A 17386-nucleotide genomic window follows, 5' to 3' on the forward strand; every position below is an offset into this window, starting at 1 on the left:
CGGTCTCTTGCTGGCTGCCTATGTTCATCCCGCCAACATTCAGGATGTCCATGGTGCCGTTCCTCTGTTGGAGCTCTTGCGAGGCCGCTTCCCAAGGCTTGAGCATGTCTTTGCCGATCGGATTTATCGCGGCAAACAGCTCGTCAACGCACTCTCCAACTGCGGACCATGGACAATCGAGATCGTCGAGCGACCGCTCGGGGTCAAAGGCTTCCAGCTCCTGCCCAGGCGCTGGGTCGTCGAGCGTACCTTTGCATGGTTCGGCAGATGTCGTCGCCTCTCCAAAGACTTCGAAGCCTCTGCCGCCACCGAGCTAGCCTGGTTGCTCGCCGCCCATCTGAGGCTCCTAACTCGCCGCTTGGCCAGACCCTGAAAACGTCTACGCTTTTTGAGTCAGGCTCTGAGGAGCAGGACACCATTGACGCGTTGAACGCCGAACAGGCCAAGCTTGAATCCGACTACCAGGATGCAGATGAGCTCCCCGATGAGGTCGACCAGCGTCTCGGCGAAATCGAGGCGGCGCTGATAGCGTTCGAAGAGCGGTCGGTGTTCTACGATCCCGCGGAGATTGCCCGAGCTGGCGTGTTCGTCAGTGTCGATTCCGAAGGACGTCTCTCGGTAGACCGGGGTTACGTCCGGCCAGAGGACGACCTGCCGGCAACCGATCCTGACGTCGGCCAGGGCACCGATACGTCATCAACCGAGGGACGCGAGGCCAGTGATTCAGTAAAGCGTACGGTGGTTTCGGTGGCAGGTGCGCCGGTCGAAGCCGACGAGGATGATGACGATGTGACGAGACCATTGCCGGATCGATTGATCACCGAGCTGACGGCGCATCGTACGCGGGCGTTACGCGATGCACTGGCAGAAAATCCCGCCATCGCGTTCCAGGCGGTATTGCACAACTTCGTGCTGACCGCATTTTTACCGGTTCTCGTCTTCTGGAAGCTCTCTTGAGATCGGACTTCGCACGCCGGCGTTTCCCGCTCAAGCCCCCGGGCTGAGGGAAAGCGCGTCCGCGAAGGCCGTTCAGGTTCGGCACGAGTCCTGGAAAGCACGATTGCCGAAGGGCGAGAACGATCTCTGGGATGCGCTCACAGCTCTCGATGGTGACGCGCAAGCATCCCTGTTCGCTCACTGTGCGTCATTTGCGGTCAACGCCGTCTATGAGCCAGCAAACCGCTACAATCAGGGCCGTGTCTCCGCCCACGGCGTCCAAACGCGTCTTGATCAGGCCGATGTGCTGGCGCGCGCGGTCGGGCTCGACATGGTGCAGGCCGGCTGGCGCCCCACCGTCGACAACTACCTCGGCCGGATCACCAAGCCTCGCATTCTGGAGGCGGTGCGGGAAGCAAGAGGCGAGTCTTCCGCGCAACTGATCGACCACCTGAAGAAGACCGACATGGCCAAGGAGGCCGAGCGGCTTCTCGATGGCTCGGGCTGGCTGCCGGAACCGCTGCGTCTCGTCGATTCCAGCGTGTCGTCGGTCGAGCAGGAAAGTGAAGCCAGCCCTCTGCCCGAATTCCTCGCCGACGATGAGGATCGGGAGAATGCGGGCGAGGATGACCCGCAACAGCTCGACGCGGCTGAGTGACATCATAGAGCGGGATGGCCTGGCCATCCCGCAGTTGCTTGGGGACCGGTGTGCAGCGCCGGTCCCCATTCTTATGGGCGAGGGCTGAGAGGGAGAGTTGGGCCGGGAAGGGTTTGAGCCGTCGGGTCAAAGGAGAGCGCCTGATGGTTCGACCCGTTCCTGCTCTCCCGAGAAATCCTGTCATGACCGAATCTCTCGCCGGCGGCGCTGCCGCCGCGCCGCTCTCGATGCGTGCCGCTGCTACTCTCACCTCTGCCGCCCTCAAGGCCGCCCGACGGCTCCTAACCGATCTGGAAAGCGGCCGTCGCATCGATGCCGCCGTCCTGCGTAGCGCCATGGAGGCTGCCTTCGGCGCCTCGGACGCGGCCGGCGCCTGGAACTGGAAGACCGCCTATGACGTCTGCGAGGCGGCAACCGTTCTATTCCTTCGCAAGTTCGGTCCGGCTATGCGCGCCAAGGCCGGCTCGACGGCCGCGATGCTGCCAATGCTCGCGAAAATCGCGAGCTGTCTGCCGACCCATACGAGGCGTTCCGAGGACAGTCAGGCGTTCCAGCAATTCTCGACGCCGATCTCGCTGGGGCTGGTCGCATGCACCGCAGCCGGTATTACGCCTGCCGACCGCGTTCTGGAGCCCTCCGCGGGGACCGGCTTGCTCACCATCCTTGCCGAACTCGCCGGCGGCTCTCTGATGTTGAACGAGTTGGCCGAAGGCCGCGCGGCGCTGCTGGATCATTTGTTCGCCAATGTTGAGGTCACGCGGTTCGACGCCGCGCAGATCGATGATCACCTCGACGCGAACGTCGTGCCGACCGTCGTTCTGATGAACCCGCCGTTCTCCGAGGTGGCGAACGTCGATCGGCGGATGGCGGACGCGGCTTTCCGGCACATCGCTTCGGCGCTCGCGCGTCTTTGCGACGGTGGACGCCTCGTCGCCATCGCTGGCGCAGGCCTTGCGCCGGATAACCCGGCGTGGCTAGAGGCCTTTGTTCGCCTCCAGGAGCGCGGACGGGTCGTGTTTTCTGCCGCGATCGACGGCGCCGTCTACGCCAAGCACGGCACTCAGACGGACACGAGGCTGCTCGTTATCGATAAGTTGCCCGCCGCTGATCCGAAGGCTTTTGCCGCCTCGCAAGGCATGGCCGGTGATGTCGCCACCTTGCTCAATTGGGTAACCTTGCATGTGCCGCCGAGGCTGCCCGCCGCCGCGCCGGTCGTGGCCAACGCCACTAGCCACCCTGCAATGTCCCGATCGGCCGGCGCTTCTGCATCACGCCTGTCGTCCACTTCGGAAAGCGCAGCGCCAAATGGCGCTGAACTCATATACGAGACGGTCGAATGGTCGCCGCCGGAGGGCGCTCGATTCACCGATGCGCTTTATGAGGAATATGGACTGCAGTCGATCCGTATTCCTGCATCATGTGCACATCCGACCAAGCTTGTGCAGTCCGCGGCGATGGCTTCCGTTGCGCCACCAAAGCCGTCCTACCGTCCGCACCTGCCTTCAAGTCTGGTGGCAGACGGAGTTCTGTCGGACGCCCAGATCGAGAGCGTCATTTATGCCGGCGAGGCGCATTCCGAATTTCTCGCGGGCTCCTGGACGGTCGACGCGACGTTTGATGTTGTAGCTGCCGCGCGCCATGACGCAGAGAATGCCGTCCGCTTTCGTCGCGGCTGGTTCTTGGGCGACGGCACTGGCGCGGGCAAGGGACGGCAGGTCGCCGGGATCCTGCTCGACAATTGGCTCAAGGGCCGCCGCCGTGCGGTCTGGATCAGCAAATCCGACAAGCTGATCGAAGATGCCCAGCGCGACTGGTCAGCGCTCGGCATGGAGCGGCTGCTTGTAACGCCTCTGTCCCGGTTTCGCCAGGGCGCCCCGATCCGGCTTTCGGAAGGCGTCCTATTTACCACCTACGCTACGCTGCGCACCGACGAGCGTGGCGAGAAGCTTTCGCGTGTCAGGCAGATCATTGAATGGTTGGACTCCGACTTCGACGGAGTGATCGTCTTCGACGAGAGCCATGCCATGCAGAACGCGGTCGGCGGCAAGGGCGAGCGCGGTGACCAGGCGGCCTCCCAGCAGGGGCGCGCGGGCCTAAGGCTCCAGTACGCCTTGCCGAACGCTCGCGTGGTTTATGTATCAGCGACGGGCGCCACCACCGTCCACAACCTCGCTTATGCGCAACGCCTCGGTCTTTGGGGCGGCGCCGATTTCCCGTTCGCCACACGTGCCGCGTTCGTCGAGGCAATCGAGGATGGTGGGGTCGCGGCGATGGAGGTGCTGGCGCGCGACCTCAAGGCGCTCGGTCTCTACGCTGCCCGCTCATTGTCGTATGAGGGCGTCGCGTACGAGCTCGTCGAACACAAGCTTACACCGGAGCAGGTTCGCATCTACGACGCCTATGCAGATGCGTTCAGCATCATCCATAACAACCTCGACGCGGCGATGCGGGCCGCCAACATCACCGGCGAAGCCGGAACGCTGAACGGGCAGGCAAAGTCCGCGGCCCGATCCGCCTTCGAGAGCGCCAAACAGCGCTTCTTCGGTCATCTGCTGACCTCGATGAAGACGCCGTCGCTCATCCGATCGATCGACCGCGATCTCGACGCCGGCCATGCCGCCGTTATCCAAATTGTTTCAACGGGCGAAGCGCTGATGGAGCGCCGGCTCGCCGAGATCCCGACCGAAGACTGGGGTGACGTCCAGGTCGATATCACCCCGCGCGAGTATGTGCTCGACTATCTCGCCCACTCCTTCCCGATCCAACTCTACGAAACGTTCACGGACTCTGAGGGCAACCTCTGCTCTCGGCCCGTTTATCGCGATGGCCAGCCGGTTGAGAGCCGGGAGGCCGTCGCACGACGCGGCCGCCTCATCGAGAAACTCGCCTCGCTGCCTCCGGTACCCGGCGCGCTGGATCAAATCGTGCAGCGCTTCGGCACCGACATGGTCGCCGAGGTGACCGGCCGCTCGCGCCGTATCATTCGCAAGGGCGGCCGAATTGTGGTCGAAAATCGAGCCGGTTCGGCAAATCTCGCCGAGACATCGGCCTTCATGGACGACGTCAAGCGTATCCTGGTGTTCTCCGACGCGGGCGGCACGGGGAGGAGCTACCATGCCGAACTCTCTGCCCGGAATCGGCGTTTGCGGGTTCACTACCTGCTCGAGTCCGGATGGAAGGCGGATGCCGCGATCCAGGGGCTCGGCCGGACAAACCGGACCAATCAGGCGCAGCCGCCGCTGTTTCGCCCCATCGCGACAGACGTGAAGGCCGAAAAGCGCTTCGTCAGCACCATCGCGCGCCGGCTCGACACGTTGGGCGCCATTACGCGCGGCCAGCGCCAGACCGGAGGGCAGGGGCTGTTTCGGCCCGAGGACAACCTCGAAAGCCAGTACGGGCGGGATGCGTTGCGTCAACTCTATACGTTGCTCGTCCGAGGCAAGGTCGACGGATGCTCGCTCGAACGGTTCGAGGATGCCACCGGCCTGAAGCTGACGGATGCCAATGGGCTCAGGGATGACCTGCCGCCTATCACGACATTCCTGAACAGGTTGTTGGCGCTCACCATCGACCTACAGAATGTCCTCTTCACCGCCTTCGAGCAGCTCTTGACCGCTCGAATCGAGGGCGCGGTCGCATCTGGCACCTATGACCTCGGGCTGGAAACGCTCCGCGCTGAAAGCTTTGTCGTCAGCGGGCGGCGGACGATCTATGTCCATCCGCGCACAGGCGCCGAGACACGGCTGCTCAGCATCACGCAGCGCCAGCGCAACCATCCTGTTGGTTTGGATGACGCCGTTGCTCGTCTTTCCAATCCTGCTGTCCTGCTGATCAACGAGCGGTCGGCACGGGCCGCAGTGCAGGTTCCGGCCCCGAGCATCATGCTCGACGACGGCGAGATCGAGCGCCGCGTCCGCCTGATCCGGCCTATGGAGCAGCACCAGGTCTCTTTGAACATGATGGTGGAGAGCCATTGGGTTGAAGCGGATCGCGAACGTTTTGCCGCGGCCTGGCTGGCGGAGCTTGCCGAGGTGTCTGAGTTCACGGAAAGCACGATCCATGTCGTGGCCGGCTTGCTGTTACCCATCTGGAAACGATTGCCGAACGAATCTACCCGTGTCTATCGGCTCCAGACCGATGCGGGCGAACGCATCATCAAGGTTTCTGCCGCGTGGGTCGTAAACGTCGTCTCGGCGGACGCGCCTACGCTGGCGCCGGACGCTGCCTTTGCTGCGGTGATGGAGGGACGTACCGTCCTCGACCTCGCAGAGGGGCTCCAGCTTCGCCGCGTCCGGGTGATGGGCGCATGCCGCATCGAACTGTCGGGATTCAACGACACGATGCGCGATCGCCTCCGCGCTTACGGCCTCTTTGGAGAGATCATCTCCTGGAAGCTGCGGATGTTCGTGCCCACGGACGCAAGCGGCGTCGGGATCCTGACAAAGGTGCTTGACACCTATCCGGTCGCGCGCGTCAGTGAGCGGGAGGCCGCGTGATGTCACCCGACGCCTCCGAACTGGCACGCCGCCTCGCGCGCGAGGCCGAGGCAGTGTGCCGACACTATCTCTCCAATGGCAAGCGAGCGGGGCGGTACTGGGTGGTCGGCGACGTCCACAACACGCCGGGCCGCTCGATGTTCGTGCGGCTCCAGGAATCGCCGAAGGGTCCCGCCGGCAAGTGGACTGACGCTGCGACCGGCGAACATGGCGACCTCCTCGACATCATCCGCGAAAGCCTGGCCTTGCGAGACTTCCGCGAGGTCGCCGAGGAGGCGCGGCGGTTTCTGAGGCTGCCTCGTCCCGAGCAGCAGCTGGCCTCGAAACCCATTCGTTCGCCTGCGCCGGTCGGATCGCAGGAAGCCGCCCGTCGGCTCTTTGCGATCTCTAGCCCGATCGAAGGCACGGTGGTCGAGACGTATTTGCGGCGCCGCGGAATAGCCCGCATCCACCATGGCGGCAGTCTGCGCTTCCACCCACGTTGCTACTACCGACCGGGCGAGCATTTGCCGACCGAGACCTGGCCGGCGATGATAGCTGGCGTCACGGACCTCGATGGGCGGATCTCCGGCGTGCACCGCACTTGGCTCGACCCAGACGGATTTGATCGCGTGCGGCTCGGCAAGGCCCCAATCGATACTCCACGACGGGCTATGGGCGACTTGCTCGGCAATGCCGTTCGATTTGGCGCGGTGGACGACGTGCTCGCCGCCGGCGAGGGTCTCGAGACCATGCTGTCGCTGCGTTACGTGCTGCCGACGTTGCCGATGGCAGCCGCGCTTTCGGCCAGTCACCTTGCAGCCCTGATGCTGCCGTCTGGCCTGCGTCGGCTCTATATCGCCCGCGACGCTGATGCCGCCGGAGATGCCGTGCAGGCTACTCTTAGCCAGCGTGCAGAAGCCGTCGGTGTTGAAGCGATCGCGTTGTCGCCCCGGCTGGGAGATTTCAACGAAGACCTGCACATCTTCGGTCTCGAGACTCTCCGAGCAGCGTTGCGGCTTCAACTCGTACCAGAGGACGTCGTCCGCTTCCTGCATTCGTCGACGGTAGTCGCAGAATAGGCCGGTGCTTCGATCGACGTTGATAGGTCGGTCATAACGAGGCCATTGCCAGAAGAGGACGCGACCTCGGCCTTCTAGAGGGCGATCGGACGGCAACCGGGACCGGGCCGGCAATGGCTACGCCCGGCTATTTTCCGCCGCGCGCCGGCGATGAGAAGACAAACCCGCCATCTGGCTAGCGCGCTTTGCATCGCGAGGCAAAATAGCCGGTCTCCGCCATCCTCCGCTGTCGCTTCGGCCCTTCGGGTTCTGGCCCGTTCCGCCCGCCGTCTGAGTGATCGCCACCAAGGCCGCGATGGGCGCGGCCGATCCGGCAAAGGAACTCCTCAAATGGCCGACCACGACGACATCGAACCGCCGCACGCCGTATCTCCGACCGATCACGTCCTCACCGAACTACAGCTGTTCGGCTACCGACCCTTCGACAACGAGCCTGATCCACGGCCGCTTCCCGAGGGCAAGATCATCACCGGCGCCGTCGCCGATATCTTCGATGCCCTCGTCGCGACGTTGAGCGACACACGGCTCGAGCCAGATCTTGACGATCTGCTCTGGTCGACCGTCAATCTGTTCCACCGGGCCGTCGACCGCATCGAACGCCATCTCGACGATAACGAACAGGCGCAGCAGAAAAGCCAGCGCGAGCAGAACGGCTCCGAAGTCCGATCGGTCGAACTCGAGCGCCTGACGGCCGAAGGCATCACTTTGATCGAGCGCCGCAGCTGCCTCGAGGTCTTCCGCGACCAGGCCATCGAGCGCTTTGAGACCCACACCGGTTCAACCTGGCGCCCCCGATCGGGATCGCTGGTAAACCACCGCACGCTAACCGCGGCCATAATCGACTCCCGCGACTTCATCGCAGCCAAGCGTCGCGCCGAGACTGAAGTCATGTTGCCACCGGGACCAAAGATCGCACTCACCGGTGGGCTCGACTTCAACGACCATCACCTGATTTGGGATCGCCTCGACAAGGTTTACGCCAAGCATTCAGACATGGTTTTGCTCCACGGCGGCTCTCCGGCAGGAGCCGAACTGATTGCCTCCAAATGGGCGACCCACCGCAAAGTGCCTCAGATCGCCTTCAAGCCTGACTGGACAAAGCACGCCAAGGCGGCCCCCTTCAAGCGCAATGACGCCATGCTCGAACTCCTGCCGATCGGCGTCATGCACTTCCCGGGCACGGGAATTCAGGACAACCTCGCTGACAAGGCGAAGCGCCTCGGCATCCCCGTCTGGAAGTTTGGCGGCGCGTGAGCGCCGTCTTCTGGTCTCCAAGGCGTCAAAGCGGAATTGCATACGCCGCAACTCCGCCTCGTTTCGGTTTCATGTATGAAGATGCGCCGTGGTGGTGGTGGAAGGCGCAATCCTTAATCCTATGCAGATGGAGCCACCACCATGCTTGCCCTTGGGCTTGCTCTCAATGCCATCGGCGTTGGTCTGCTCTGCTGGCTGATCTTTGCGATCGCGGTGTATGCCCTTCCGTTTTTCGTCGCGATGAATATCGGGATGACGGCCTTCCGCGGCGGCGCTGGCGTAGTCGGTGCGCTGCTTGTCGGGATCGCCAGTGGCGCATTCACCGTTGTCCTTAGTCAGGTCACTCTCGCTGCTAGCCGATCCCTGACCTTGCGCATCGTGATCGCGGTCGCATTCACCGCTCCCGCCGCCGTCGCCGGCTATCAGGTGGCGTTCGCTGTGTCCCACATCGGCGTGCCTTCGCCGGGCTGGCGTGAGGTCTTCGCTTGCGTGGGCGCAGTTTCCGCTTGCTGCACCGCATGGGGACGGTTGAATGCTTTGGCCGAAACCCGCCCGTTCGAGCCGGCTGGCGAGGTGAAGCACTCACAACCAGTTCTTACGGCCACTATGCCAAAGAGATGATCGGTTACCCTCTTCCTGATCGAGCAGGTTCACATAGATCGGCGCATTGAACGAGAATTCTTTCGAGTTTGAGCGAGAGATAGTCGCCGCCTTCCCTGAAGTGCCTCCACCAAGCCACGCCGACTTTGACGGGCACATGGTCGCGGTAGCGGGGGGCTGGCCTTGATCGGTCGGTCGGAGACGATACCGCCCTTTGCAGCAGATTGTTTCTCTTCCTGCGCCCTATCAATCGAACCTCTTGTTCAGCAAAGCCGAGATACGCCAAGTCATCTCCTTGAAATTGCGGTTCAGCACGCGGACGCACGTGGCCTCGTTGATGGCTCGATCTGGCCGAAGACCGGCTTCGCCTCGATCGTCTGAGCCGCAACGCCGTTGTTGCGACTTTCTTCCCCTGGGCTTCGCCCATTCCTCGCGAGGCAAGAAAGTCGCCGCAACGACGTCCTCCGCTTCGCTCCGGCCCTCAAAGCGGGTGCGTCGCCGATCGTCCTCGGCCTTTAGATCGCCATCGAGGCCGCGGTGGTCGCGGGCTCGAAACACAACAGGAGAAGTGACATGGCTAACATCGGTTCTTTCAAGAAGGTCGGTAACGATTTCCAGGGCGAGATCATCACCCTGAGCTTGCAGGCAAAGGGCGTTCGTATTGTCACCGAGGCTAACCGATCGAACGACAACGCTCCGAGCCACCGCATCTACGTGGGCCGAGCCGAGATCGGGGCCGCCTGGCCGAAGCGCTCCGAAGAGGGCCGCGACTACCTCTCGCTCAAACTCGACGATCCCTCGTTCACCGCCCCGATCTACGCGAACCTGTTCGACGACGAAGGCGGCGAAGGTTACACCCTGCTCTGGTCGCGGCCGCGCAAGAACGGCGAGTGAGCTCCCCGCCCCACAGGCCTCGCCCGACCCAGTCGGGCGGGGTCCTCATTTCTCCAACCCTTCCGATACTCGGCCGCAATCGGTCAAATGTCTTAGCGAGGCTCCCGGCTGATCCGGCGGGTCGCGTCAGAAGGTCTGCCGCCTCGACTCCCGCGCGCGCCAAGCGAAACCGTCCGCGGCGCAGCTCCGGCGGAATGACCGCTTCCACCGCCTCCAGCTTATCGGAGGGATCCCCGCACTGCGGCGTTTACACTTCGGCATCCATCCCGAACTCCTCCAAGCGATGAGCCATTTAATTCGCCTCTCAGCCCGATGGAAACGGACGAACGTGAAGCATTGCGATCGCGGCGACAGAAATAACGGCGCTTTGTGCGTTACGTACTGACATTTTTCTTTAATAGATCGTCTATTTGGCTAGGGTTCATATCGCACTTTGCGCGTTGCGCCATCAAGGTGGTTTTATGCGGAATCATGACCTTGTCTCCGGCAGCTTCCTGGCTCTGACCTCGGCCGGCTTCGTGCTGCTCTGCTCGGGCCTGCTTGCCCTTGCCTTCGCTTAAAACGAACGCTCTGGTTACGTTCGCGTTCTCGTCAATCGAGGGTCCGTTTGGGCCCGATCTTTTCCAAAACCGGCGCCCGCATCATGCTCCAACTTTTGCTGCGAGCGGTGGGATGAGCAATTTCAACCAGGAAAGCGTGCTCAGGGTCCATCACTGGACCGACAATCTCTTCAGCTTCACCACGACCCGGGATCCGTCGTTCCGCTTCCGTAGCGGCGAATTCGCCGTGATCGGGCTGAATGTCGACGAGAAGCCGCTACTGCGGGCCCACAGCCTCGCCAGCGCCCATTACGAGGACCGGCTGGAATTCTTCTCGATCAAAATGCCGGATGATCTCCTAACCTCGCGTCTGCAGCGTCTGAGGAAAGGTGACGAGATCCTCGTCAGTCGCGAGGCGACGGGGACGCTGGTCATCGCTAATCTCGATGACGGGCGCAATCTCTATCTGATCGGTACCGGCACCGGCCTCGCGCCGTTCCTGAGTGTGATTCAGGATCCCGGGACCTATCTGCGATTCCAGTATGTCGTGCTGCTGCATGGCTGTCGCCGCGTCGCGGACCTCGCCTATGGCGAGATAATCACGGAAAGACTGCCGAGCGACGAGCTGGTCGGCGACTTTGTGCGCTACCAGCTGATCTATTATCCGACCGTGACGCGCGATCGCTTCTACAACCGCGGACGAATCACCGATCTGATCGCGTCAGGCAAGCTGTTTACAGAAATCGAGCTGCCTGAAATGGATCCGCAGCATGACCGCGCCATGATATGTGGCAGCCCGGCCCTAGTGCGCGATTCCCGCGAGCTATTGGTGGCGAAGGGCTTTCTCGAAGGTGAACACGGCGAGCCGGCGCAATTCGTGTTCGAAAAGGAGTTCGCAGAACGCATCAGTGTGAGTTCTTCTCGGACAAGGGGGCTACGTGAACCATGACGGCAAGTACGAATCGCCATGAAGGATCGGCAATGACAGACGAACAGCTCGAGCTGGAGCGCTGCAAGCAAGAGATTTGTCGTCTCACACAGCTTATTGCTTTTCTCAAACAGCAGGTTGTGCAGCTTTCTGAAATCGTCTTACGCAACGTCGTAAAGAGCGCAAAGGACTGAAAATCGGGACGCTCGTGAGTCTCCGAAAGCGACCCGCCGATTACAAGCCAGCGGAAAACAAAGTTGCATTGTAGCGCGCGGTTTCCCAGCCGCGTGGCTCCTAGGCTTTGGTCGGCAGGGAGCAGCCCCGCCGTGTGCTCGATGGGGGGCTTAGTTTCTAGTCGGAAGCGCGGTGACATATGAGGCGCTAATGTTCCACCGTGACGGTGATTTCTGGCCTCAACTTGCGGCCTATCTCTACGCTATGATTGTTGCGTTGTCTGTGTTGTACGGCATTGGTCAACTTCTAACAGGGAGCAATCTTGAGTTATCTCTCAACCTCGGATGAGCGAGCATCCGGTACCTTTTCGGGATGGATGGCACTCGGCCTAGGCGAATGAGTGGCGGGAGCGGTCAAACGGAATCCGCTGCGGGTCGCGAGCCGGAAAATGGAATTGCAATGAAGTCATCTTCTCTTATGCGTTTTTGGCGGGACAAGGCTCGGGCCAACTCAATTGAGTACGGCCGGATCGCGGCCGGGATCTCTGCAACTGTTGCCTTGGCACTGACTGTTCTTGGCACCAACCGCGATATTGCTTGCAGTTCCTCACCTTCACCAAACGTTTCGGCTCGCCAGCTCGAGAATTTGGATCTCCTGCGTGAACCCAGCAACGCTAGGAAACGCGAATGACCGTCAGCAAATATCAGTTCAGGCACGAACTTCGGAAGCTGATTAAGACGCACATCAGCTCGTCGAGTACGTTCGAAGACTACGTGCTGATCATATGGGAACTGGGAGAGGCAAAGAACAGGCTGGAGCTGGACGCCGAGAAATTCCCGGACGAGGAGGTCGACGCCTTTGAATTGTAGTGCCGGCGGAACGCTTCGCGCTGCTCCGAACTTGCGCGTGATGGCCCGCAACGTCGAGGTAGGTGCCCGCGTGGCAACGAAATTCCGAGGGCAACACCGTCCGTCACTTCGTGAAACTTGACGAGCGTTCGTCCCGGCGCTGATCTACGCCAACTTCGTCGCGGTCGATGACGGCCATGCCCTGGTCTGCTCGCGCTGACCACTAATGCGGCCGCCCCGCGCGAGCGCCGCGGTCTCCCACTCTCGCCATTATGCGGTCAGCTCTGAGAACGTAGCCCCGCACAGTGCTCTACTCCACGTGGTCGGCTTTATGTGGTGCACCACATAGAGCGAGATCGTGGAAGCCTGATCAGACCGCTCCGAGGATGGCGGCGATTAGCTTTCGCTTAAGCTCGATGACCTCACGATGCGGATCTAGGTGAACCTGTTCGACGACGAACCCTGCGAAGGCTACACACTGCTCTGGTCGCGGGCGCGCAAGAACTTCTTGACGACCTCCGGCCCCGCCTGAGCTGCTCGGCAGGGCTCTTTCTTGAGCTATTAGCAGGGCCGAGCGGCAAATCATATGCTCTCAAGTCATCGCAGCCTATGGTCTTCGCTTTGGGGTTTGGGGCCGCCTGCAGAATTCTTCATCAGTTGGCGACTTGCGCGACAACCGAAGGCTTCATAGTCATTGCGTCGCAATTTCTTTGGGGATCGGTCGTATGTCGGGATTCGATTGGCGCTCAGATGCACCTCATGAGCACGCGATGAAGTCAGGGGAGAGGGTGGATTTCGCTTGGGAAACGCTCAGGCGCAGTCCCAATTACCGGGCTGCCTATCGGGAGGTTCAGTCGAAGGGCGGCGACGTGAACACAGAATTCCGGAGGAGATGGGGCGTCTGCTTTCGCTCGTGACCCGCAGGGGTCCTATTTCGAGCAAACCATCTTGTGGGCCCCTCCCGAGCGTAGTGCCAGTCGTGCGCAATGCGCTAACCTGGCTGGTCAAAGGCGCTCCGCTGCCTCTTGCTGACCTTCCATCGGGCAGTATCAAGAAGGCATCGGACGGCTGGCATGGCGTTTTGTGGATTCACGGAACGCGTCATCACCTTTGGCTGACGCAGGCGCCCCAGCCAGGGGCGTTGAATTCCGCCGAACTGCCGTTCGGTGCGGATTACGAAATCCGCGCATATGCTTCACACCGTTTATGGCTTGCCATCCAGGGGCGCCGGCCAGGACCTCCCTATCATCAGCTTTCGCCATAGCAGCGGCAAAGGCTCGCGTTGGCCTTGCGAGCGTTGGACGCCTACATGGACGGTGCATCTTACCGGGTCATCGCTGAAGTGTTGCTTGCAAGCCAATTGATCTCGGGCCGTGCCTGGAAGACGCACGACCTTCGCAGCCGGACCATCCGGCTGGTAAAGGCCGGCCTTGAGCTGATGTGCGGGGGTTATCACGCGTTGCTCCGTCCAGCGTCTCGCAAAAAGTAGGTCGGGGGTGCGAAAAATCATCCGTTCCCCCCAAGCATTGCTAGCCCGTGATTTTAGCCGCGAAACGCGGCATCCGGCGAACGCTGCCGCCACGACGATCATGGCTCCGCGTGTTTTCAGGACACCCATATAACAGGTGGTCCGCGTATAGTTGCTTTGGCACGAGGATTCGTATGCCTATGAATCGGGGGTGGTCGGTCTGAGGCGGAACTCATCGCTTGCGTTCAATCTCGTGGGGACTGAGTATCGCGTCGATTTGCGGCGCCTTCATCGCCTTCGAGAGCTAACGGCGCTCATGATGGCTAGCGGCTCCAATACTTCGTCTGAAGCTGTCCAGCATCATTCTAGATGCAGGCAATCCCACGCCGAAAGTCGCCACGTGGAGGTGCCTTATTGATGGACGATATTGCTGGTCCCGGAATCTAACCACGGCAACTGGACGCTGCCTGGGGCTGGCAATTCTAAAATAACCGCCGCGTGCGTGGCGCGAATTGGATATCTGAGTCGGGCGGTAAAGTTCGCCCCAATATGGGAATTTACGGCCTAGCCGCGTGTCCGCGCCTAAATCCTGCGTTTGAATGCGCTCTTCGAGGCCGTTCCCGTCACCGCGATGCAATTTGCTCGCGCTGGAACCCCGATCGCGTGTGCCGAGCGGGGATCGGCCGCCTTGCTCTATCACCATGTTGCAAGGAATGAAGTTGGGGGTGCCGAAAATCATCCCGTCATCTTCGGCATCCCCCCAAGCGCTTCTACTGCGCCATCGTGACCGGCGCCGCGCAGCTGAACTCGGCGGCGCTCCAGACGGTCACGGAGACCCCACGATGCCCGATCCAAACGCCGGCTTACCGCCGCGCTACTTGCGAACTCCAGAAGCTGCACGCTTTCTCGGCCTGTCCGGGCGCACGCTCGAAAAGCATCGCACCTATGGCACGGGCCCGACCTACCGGAAGCTCGGCGGTCGTGTCGTCTACGCCCTTGAGGATCTGAAAGCGTGGGTTGACCGCGGTGCGAAGACGTCGACCAGCGATCCCGGCAACGGATCGGTGTTGCCGGCAAAGCGACACGCACCAATTCCGTATGCGGGCAAGGAGCGGCGCTAACTCATGTCGGACGACAACTTCTCCTCGCATAAACAGCCCAAGTCAGAGCGCGATCAACTCGACCTCTTCCGTGCACTTCCCGGCGATCTCGCGCCGCGCGACGCGCAAGATCTGATGGCATACCCGTTCTTCTCGTTGGCAAAATCAAAGCGCGTTGTGCCAATCGATTTTCGTACCGGGACGATCGCGATCCGGGTTGAGGCTGTGCCGGAGCACGGCATGGCGACCATCTGGGATGCCGACGTTCTGATCTGGGCTGCCTCGCAAATTGTCGAGGCCCGCGACGCCGGCCTAAAGACATCCCGACTGATGGCGGTCACACCGTACCAGATCCTCACCTTCGTGGGGCGCGGTACCAGCATGCGCGACTACGATCGCCTCAAAGCTGCACTCGATCGGCTGCAATCGACCACGGTCTTGACCTCAATCCGCCAGCCAACAGAACGACGAGCGCATCGCTTTTCCTGGATCAACGAATGGAAAGAGACAGCAGACGTCCACAGGCGCCCACGTGGGCTAGAGCTCGTAATACCCGACTGGTTCTATATGGGTGTGCTCGATGAAGCACTGGTACTAACCATCGACCGCGCCTATTTCGATCTGACGGGCGGATTGGAGCGCTGGCTGTATCGCCTGGTACGCAAGCATGGAGGCCGTCAGCATGGCGGCTGGAGCTTCGATCTTGTGCACTTGCATGCCAAGTCAGGCAGCCTCTCGCCGCTCAAACATTTTGCTTACGACGTGCGCGAGATCGTCCGTCGTCAAGCATTGCCCGGATATCAGCTTCTCATCACCCGCGACCCGACTGGCGCAGAGCGATTGAACTTCGCGCCGATCCCCGTCGATCCGCTCAACAGGCGATTGCACAAGCGTCGTTCGGTGTCACCAGCGGGGGATAAGCTGTGAAATGCCTCGTGCTATCAGTGACCGAGACCGTCGTGCCATCAGGGACCGCATGCTCGTGCTATCGGGGACCAAAAGGAGCGCAAAATCGTTGCGGCACAAGTACTTCCCGATGCTCTAACTTTCCTAACCAGGAATCCTTCGGATTCCTTCTAACGGAACAGCCGGTGTCGGCGGTGGCCGGAATTCGCTGCACGGCTTCGGCAGCGCCGATGTTTGTTCGGTTCACCGCGGCTGCACAGCCGGCCTCCAAATCTGCGCCTGCGCGTCCGGCGGCAGCGCCTTGGATCCTTCAAAAACGCCTTTCAGCACACGGAGGCCTCGGTTGAGTGAACTAACAGACGTTGAGCTCCTGTGGATCGAAAAACGCATAGAGAACCGGATTCGGTTCGGCAAACCTGTCGGGGAAAAGATCATCGATGTTCATCGCCGCGTGCTCTCGTTTCCGTCCGGCAGCATCTTCGCATTCGTCCGCTGGACATCAAATGACTTCGGGACAGTACTATCTCGCATCGACATTCTGCGCGCGGTCGCACCAGGGCAGCCATACTCGACTGTGCCATGGATCAGCCCTGGCGGAGAAAGTTTTCTGCGACTTTCCGGCTGGCCCAAGGTCGAGCGCGCGCTGCAATTGATCGAAGCTGTGGAGGCGCTCGGGATCGACCCCGCCGATGCTGCCCCAGAATATTGGCATCACGTTCACAACCGCCTGTCCGTCAACGAAGGCCCACGGACCTACACCCGCGCGCGCCACCAAGCATGGCTCAACCGACGAAGGATAACGTTCTGATGGCACGGTTCGCTATCGTTGTCGCGATGCTTGGCGCCACGGCGCTTGCCCTGTCATCGGGCGAACAGGCGGCACCATCCTACATCTGGAACGCGTCCCAAAGCGTTCCGATCGGACTCTATCGCATGCGAGATGCCGCCCCCTTGAATGTTACTGAATTGGTGGTCGTTCGGCCGCCCGAGCCGCTGGCCAGCTTCCTCGACCTCAACGGTTACTTGCCGATCGGCGTGCCGATGCTCAAACGAGTGCTGGGACTCCCGGGGCAAACGGTCTGCAGGACTGGGCTTTCGATTGTTGTCGACAACATCGAAATGGGCGCGGCACGCGAGCGCGACAGCCGCGACAGACCATTGCCGGCGTGGCGGGGCTGCCGGGTCATAGCCGCTGACGAAGTCTTCCTCATGAATTGGCAGTCGCCAGACTCGCTGGATGGCCGCTATTTCGGGCCCATCGCGAGATCAGCGGTCATTGGCCGGGCAATTCCAGTCTGGACCAAGGAGGAGTGAGTATGTCCTCCTTGCCCCACCAGCCTGCGATCCGGCCGTTTCGGGAAGCGCAACGCCGGCCCTCCTTTGCGGCCTTGATCTCGAGAGTCAGTATGGACAAGTGCTGCCGTTGCATACCGCAACGTCGAGCCAAAGCTGTGCTGTGCTCAGCTGCCGCCCGTCAGTTGGCGACTGCTACCATCGCTTGCTGCCTCAGTATCCTGCAAACAC

15 protein-coding genes and 1 pseudogene are annotated in these 17386 nt (G+C 61.5%); all 16 read left to right on the forward strand.

Annotation, left to right across the window (positions count from 1 at the left end):
* The coding region (locus tag XI09_RS15455; protein WP_271567586.1) for a transposase at nt 1-373 on the forward strand (373 nt) is incomplete at its 5' end.
* A 26-nt stretch (nt 374-399) separates the two neighbouring features.
* A pseudogene (locus tag XI09_RS15460) lies at nt 400-1594 on the forward strand (DNA-binding protein); the annotation flags it as partial.
* 182 nt (nt 1595-1776) lie between these two features.
* On the forward strand, nt 1777-6090 hold the full coding sequence (locus XI09_RS15465; protein ID WP_271567587.1) for a strawberry notch-like NTP hydrolase domain-containing protein: 4314 nt from the start codon (nt 1777-1779) through the stop codon (nt 6088-6090).
* Nucleotides 6090-7151, forward strand: a complete 1062-nt coding sequence (locus XI09_RS15470; protein ID WP_271567615.1) for a DUF7146 domain-containing protein — start codon at nt 6090-6092, stop codon at nt 7149-7151. The genes XI09_RS15465 and XI09_RS15470 overlap by 1 nt, the downstream gene beginning before the upstream one ends.
* A gap of 330 nt (nt 7152-7481) precedes the next feature.
* Nucleotides 7482-8405 (forward strand): DUF2493 domain-containing protein, encoded by a 924-nt coding sequence (locus XI09_RS15475; protein ID WP_271567616.1) that lies wholly within the window; start codon nt 7482-7484, stop codon nt 8403-8405.
* Nucleotides 8406-8546: 141 nt separating this feature from the next.
* A complete protein-coding gene (locus tag XI09_RS15480; RefSeq protein WP_271567588.1) occupies nt 8547-9026 on the forward strand; it encodes a hypothetical protein in 480 nt (159 codons plus the stop codon).
* Nucleotides 9027-9578: 552 nt separating this feature from the next.
* Entirely contained in the window at nt 9579-9899 is a 321-nt protein-coding gene (locus XI09_RS15485) for a DUF736 domain-containing protein (protein WP_271567589.1), read from the forward strand.
* A 672-nt stretch (nt 9900-10571) separates the two neighbouring features.
* Nucleotides 10572-11387 carry a ferredoxin--NADP reductase gene (locus XI09_RS15490; RefSeq protein WP_271567590.1) on the forward strand — a complete coding sequence of 272 codons (816 nt, stop codon included), beginning with the start codon at nt 10572-10574 and terminating at the stop codon, nt 11385-11387.
* Nucleotides 11388-11419: 32 nt separating this feature from the next.
* Nucleotides 11420-11560, forward strand: a complete 141-nt coding sequence (locus XI09_RS15495; RefSeq protein WP_271567591.1) for a hypothetical protein — start codon at nt 11420-11422, stop codon at nt 11558-11560.
* 666 nt (nt 11561-12226) lie between these two features.
* Nucleotides 12227-12409 (forward strand): hypothetical protein, encoded by a 183-nt coding sequence (locus tag XI09_RS15500; protein WP_271567592.1) that lies wholly within the window; start codon nt 12227-12229, stop codon nt 12407-12409.
* 749 nt (nt 12410-13158) lie between these two features.
* Nucleotides 13159-13305, forward strand: coding sequence for a transcriptional regulator domain-containing protein (locus XI09_RS15510; RefSeq protein ID WP_271567617.1), 147 nt, complete (start codon nt 13159-13161; stop codon nt 13303-13305).
* Nucleotides 13306-13697: 392 nt separating this feature from the next.
* A complete protein-coding gene (locus XI09_RS15515; protein ID WP_271567593.1) occupies nt 13698-13877 on the forward strand; it encodes a DUF2285 domain-containing protein in 180 nt (59 codons plus the stop codon).
* Nucleotides 13878-14698: 821 nt separating this feature from the next.
* Complete coding sequence (locus XI09_RS15520) at nt 14699-14977, forward strand: helix-turn-helix transcriptional regulator (RefSeq protein ID WP_271567594.1); 279 nt, start codon at nt 14699-14701, stop codon at nt 14975-14977.
* 3 nt (nt 14978-14980) lie between these two features.
* Nucleotides 14981-15883, forward strand: a complete 903-nt coding sequence (locus XI09_RS15525; RefSeq protein ID WP_271567595.1) for a replication initiator protein A — start codon at nt 14981-14983, stop codon at nt 15881-15883.
* Between the two features lie 322 nt (nt 15884-16205).
* Nucleotides 16206-16670 carry a DUF2840 domain-containing protein gene (locus tag XI09_RS15530; RefSeq protein ID WP_271567596.1) on the forward strand — a complete coding sequence of 155 codons (465 nt, stop codon included), beginning with the start codon at nt 16206-16208 and terminating at the stop codon, nt 16668-16670.
* Entirely contained in the window at nt 16670-17176 is a 507-nt protein-coding gene (locus XI09_RS15535; RefSeq protein WP_271567597.1) for a S26 family signal peptidase, read from the forward strand. Before XI09_RS15530 ends, XI09_RS15535 begins: the two co-directional genes overlap by 1 nt.
* Nucleotides 17177-17386: the final 210 nt, after the last annotated feature.

This window comes from Bradyrhizobium sp. CCBAU 11386 (assembly GCF_028128955.1).
Taxonomy (GTDB): Bacteria; Pseudomonadota; Alphaproteobacteria; order Rhizobiales; family Xanthobacteraceae; genus Bradyrhizobium.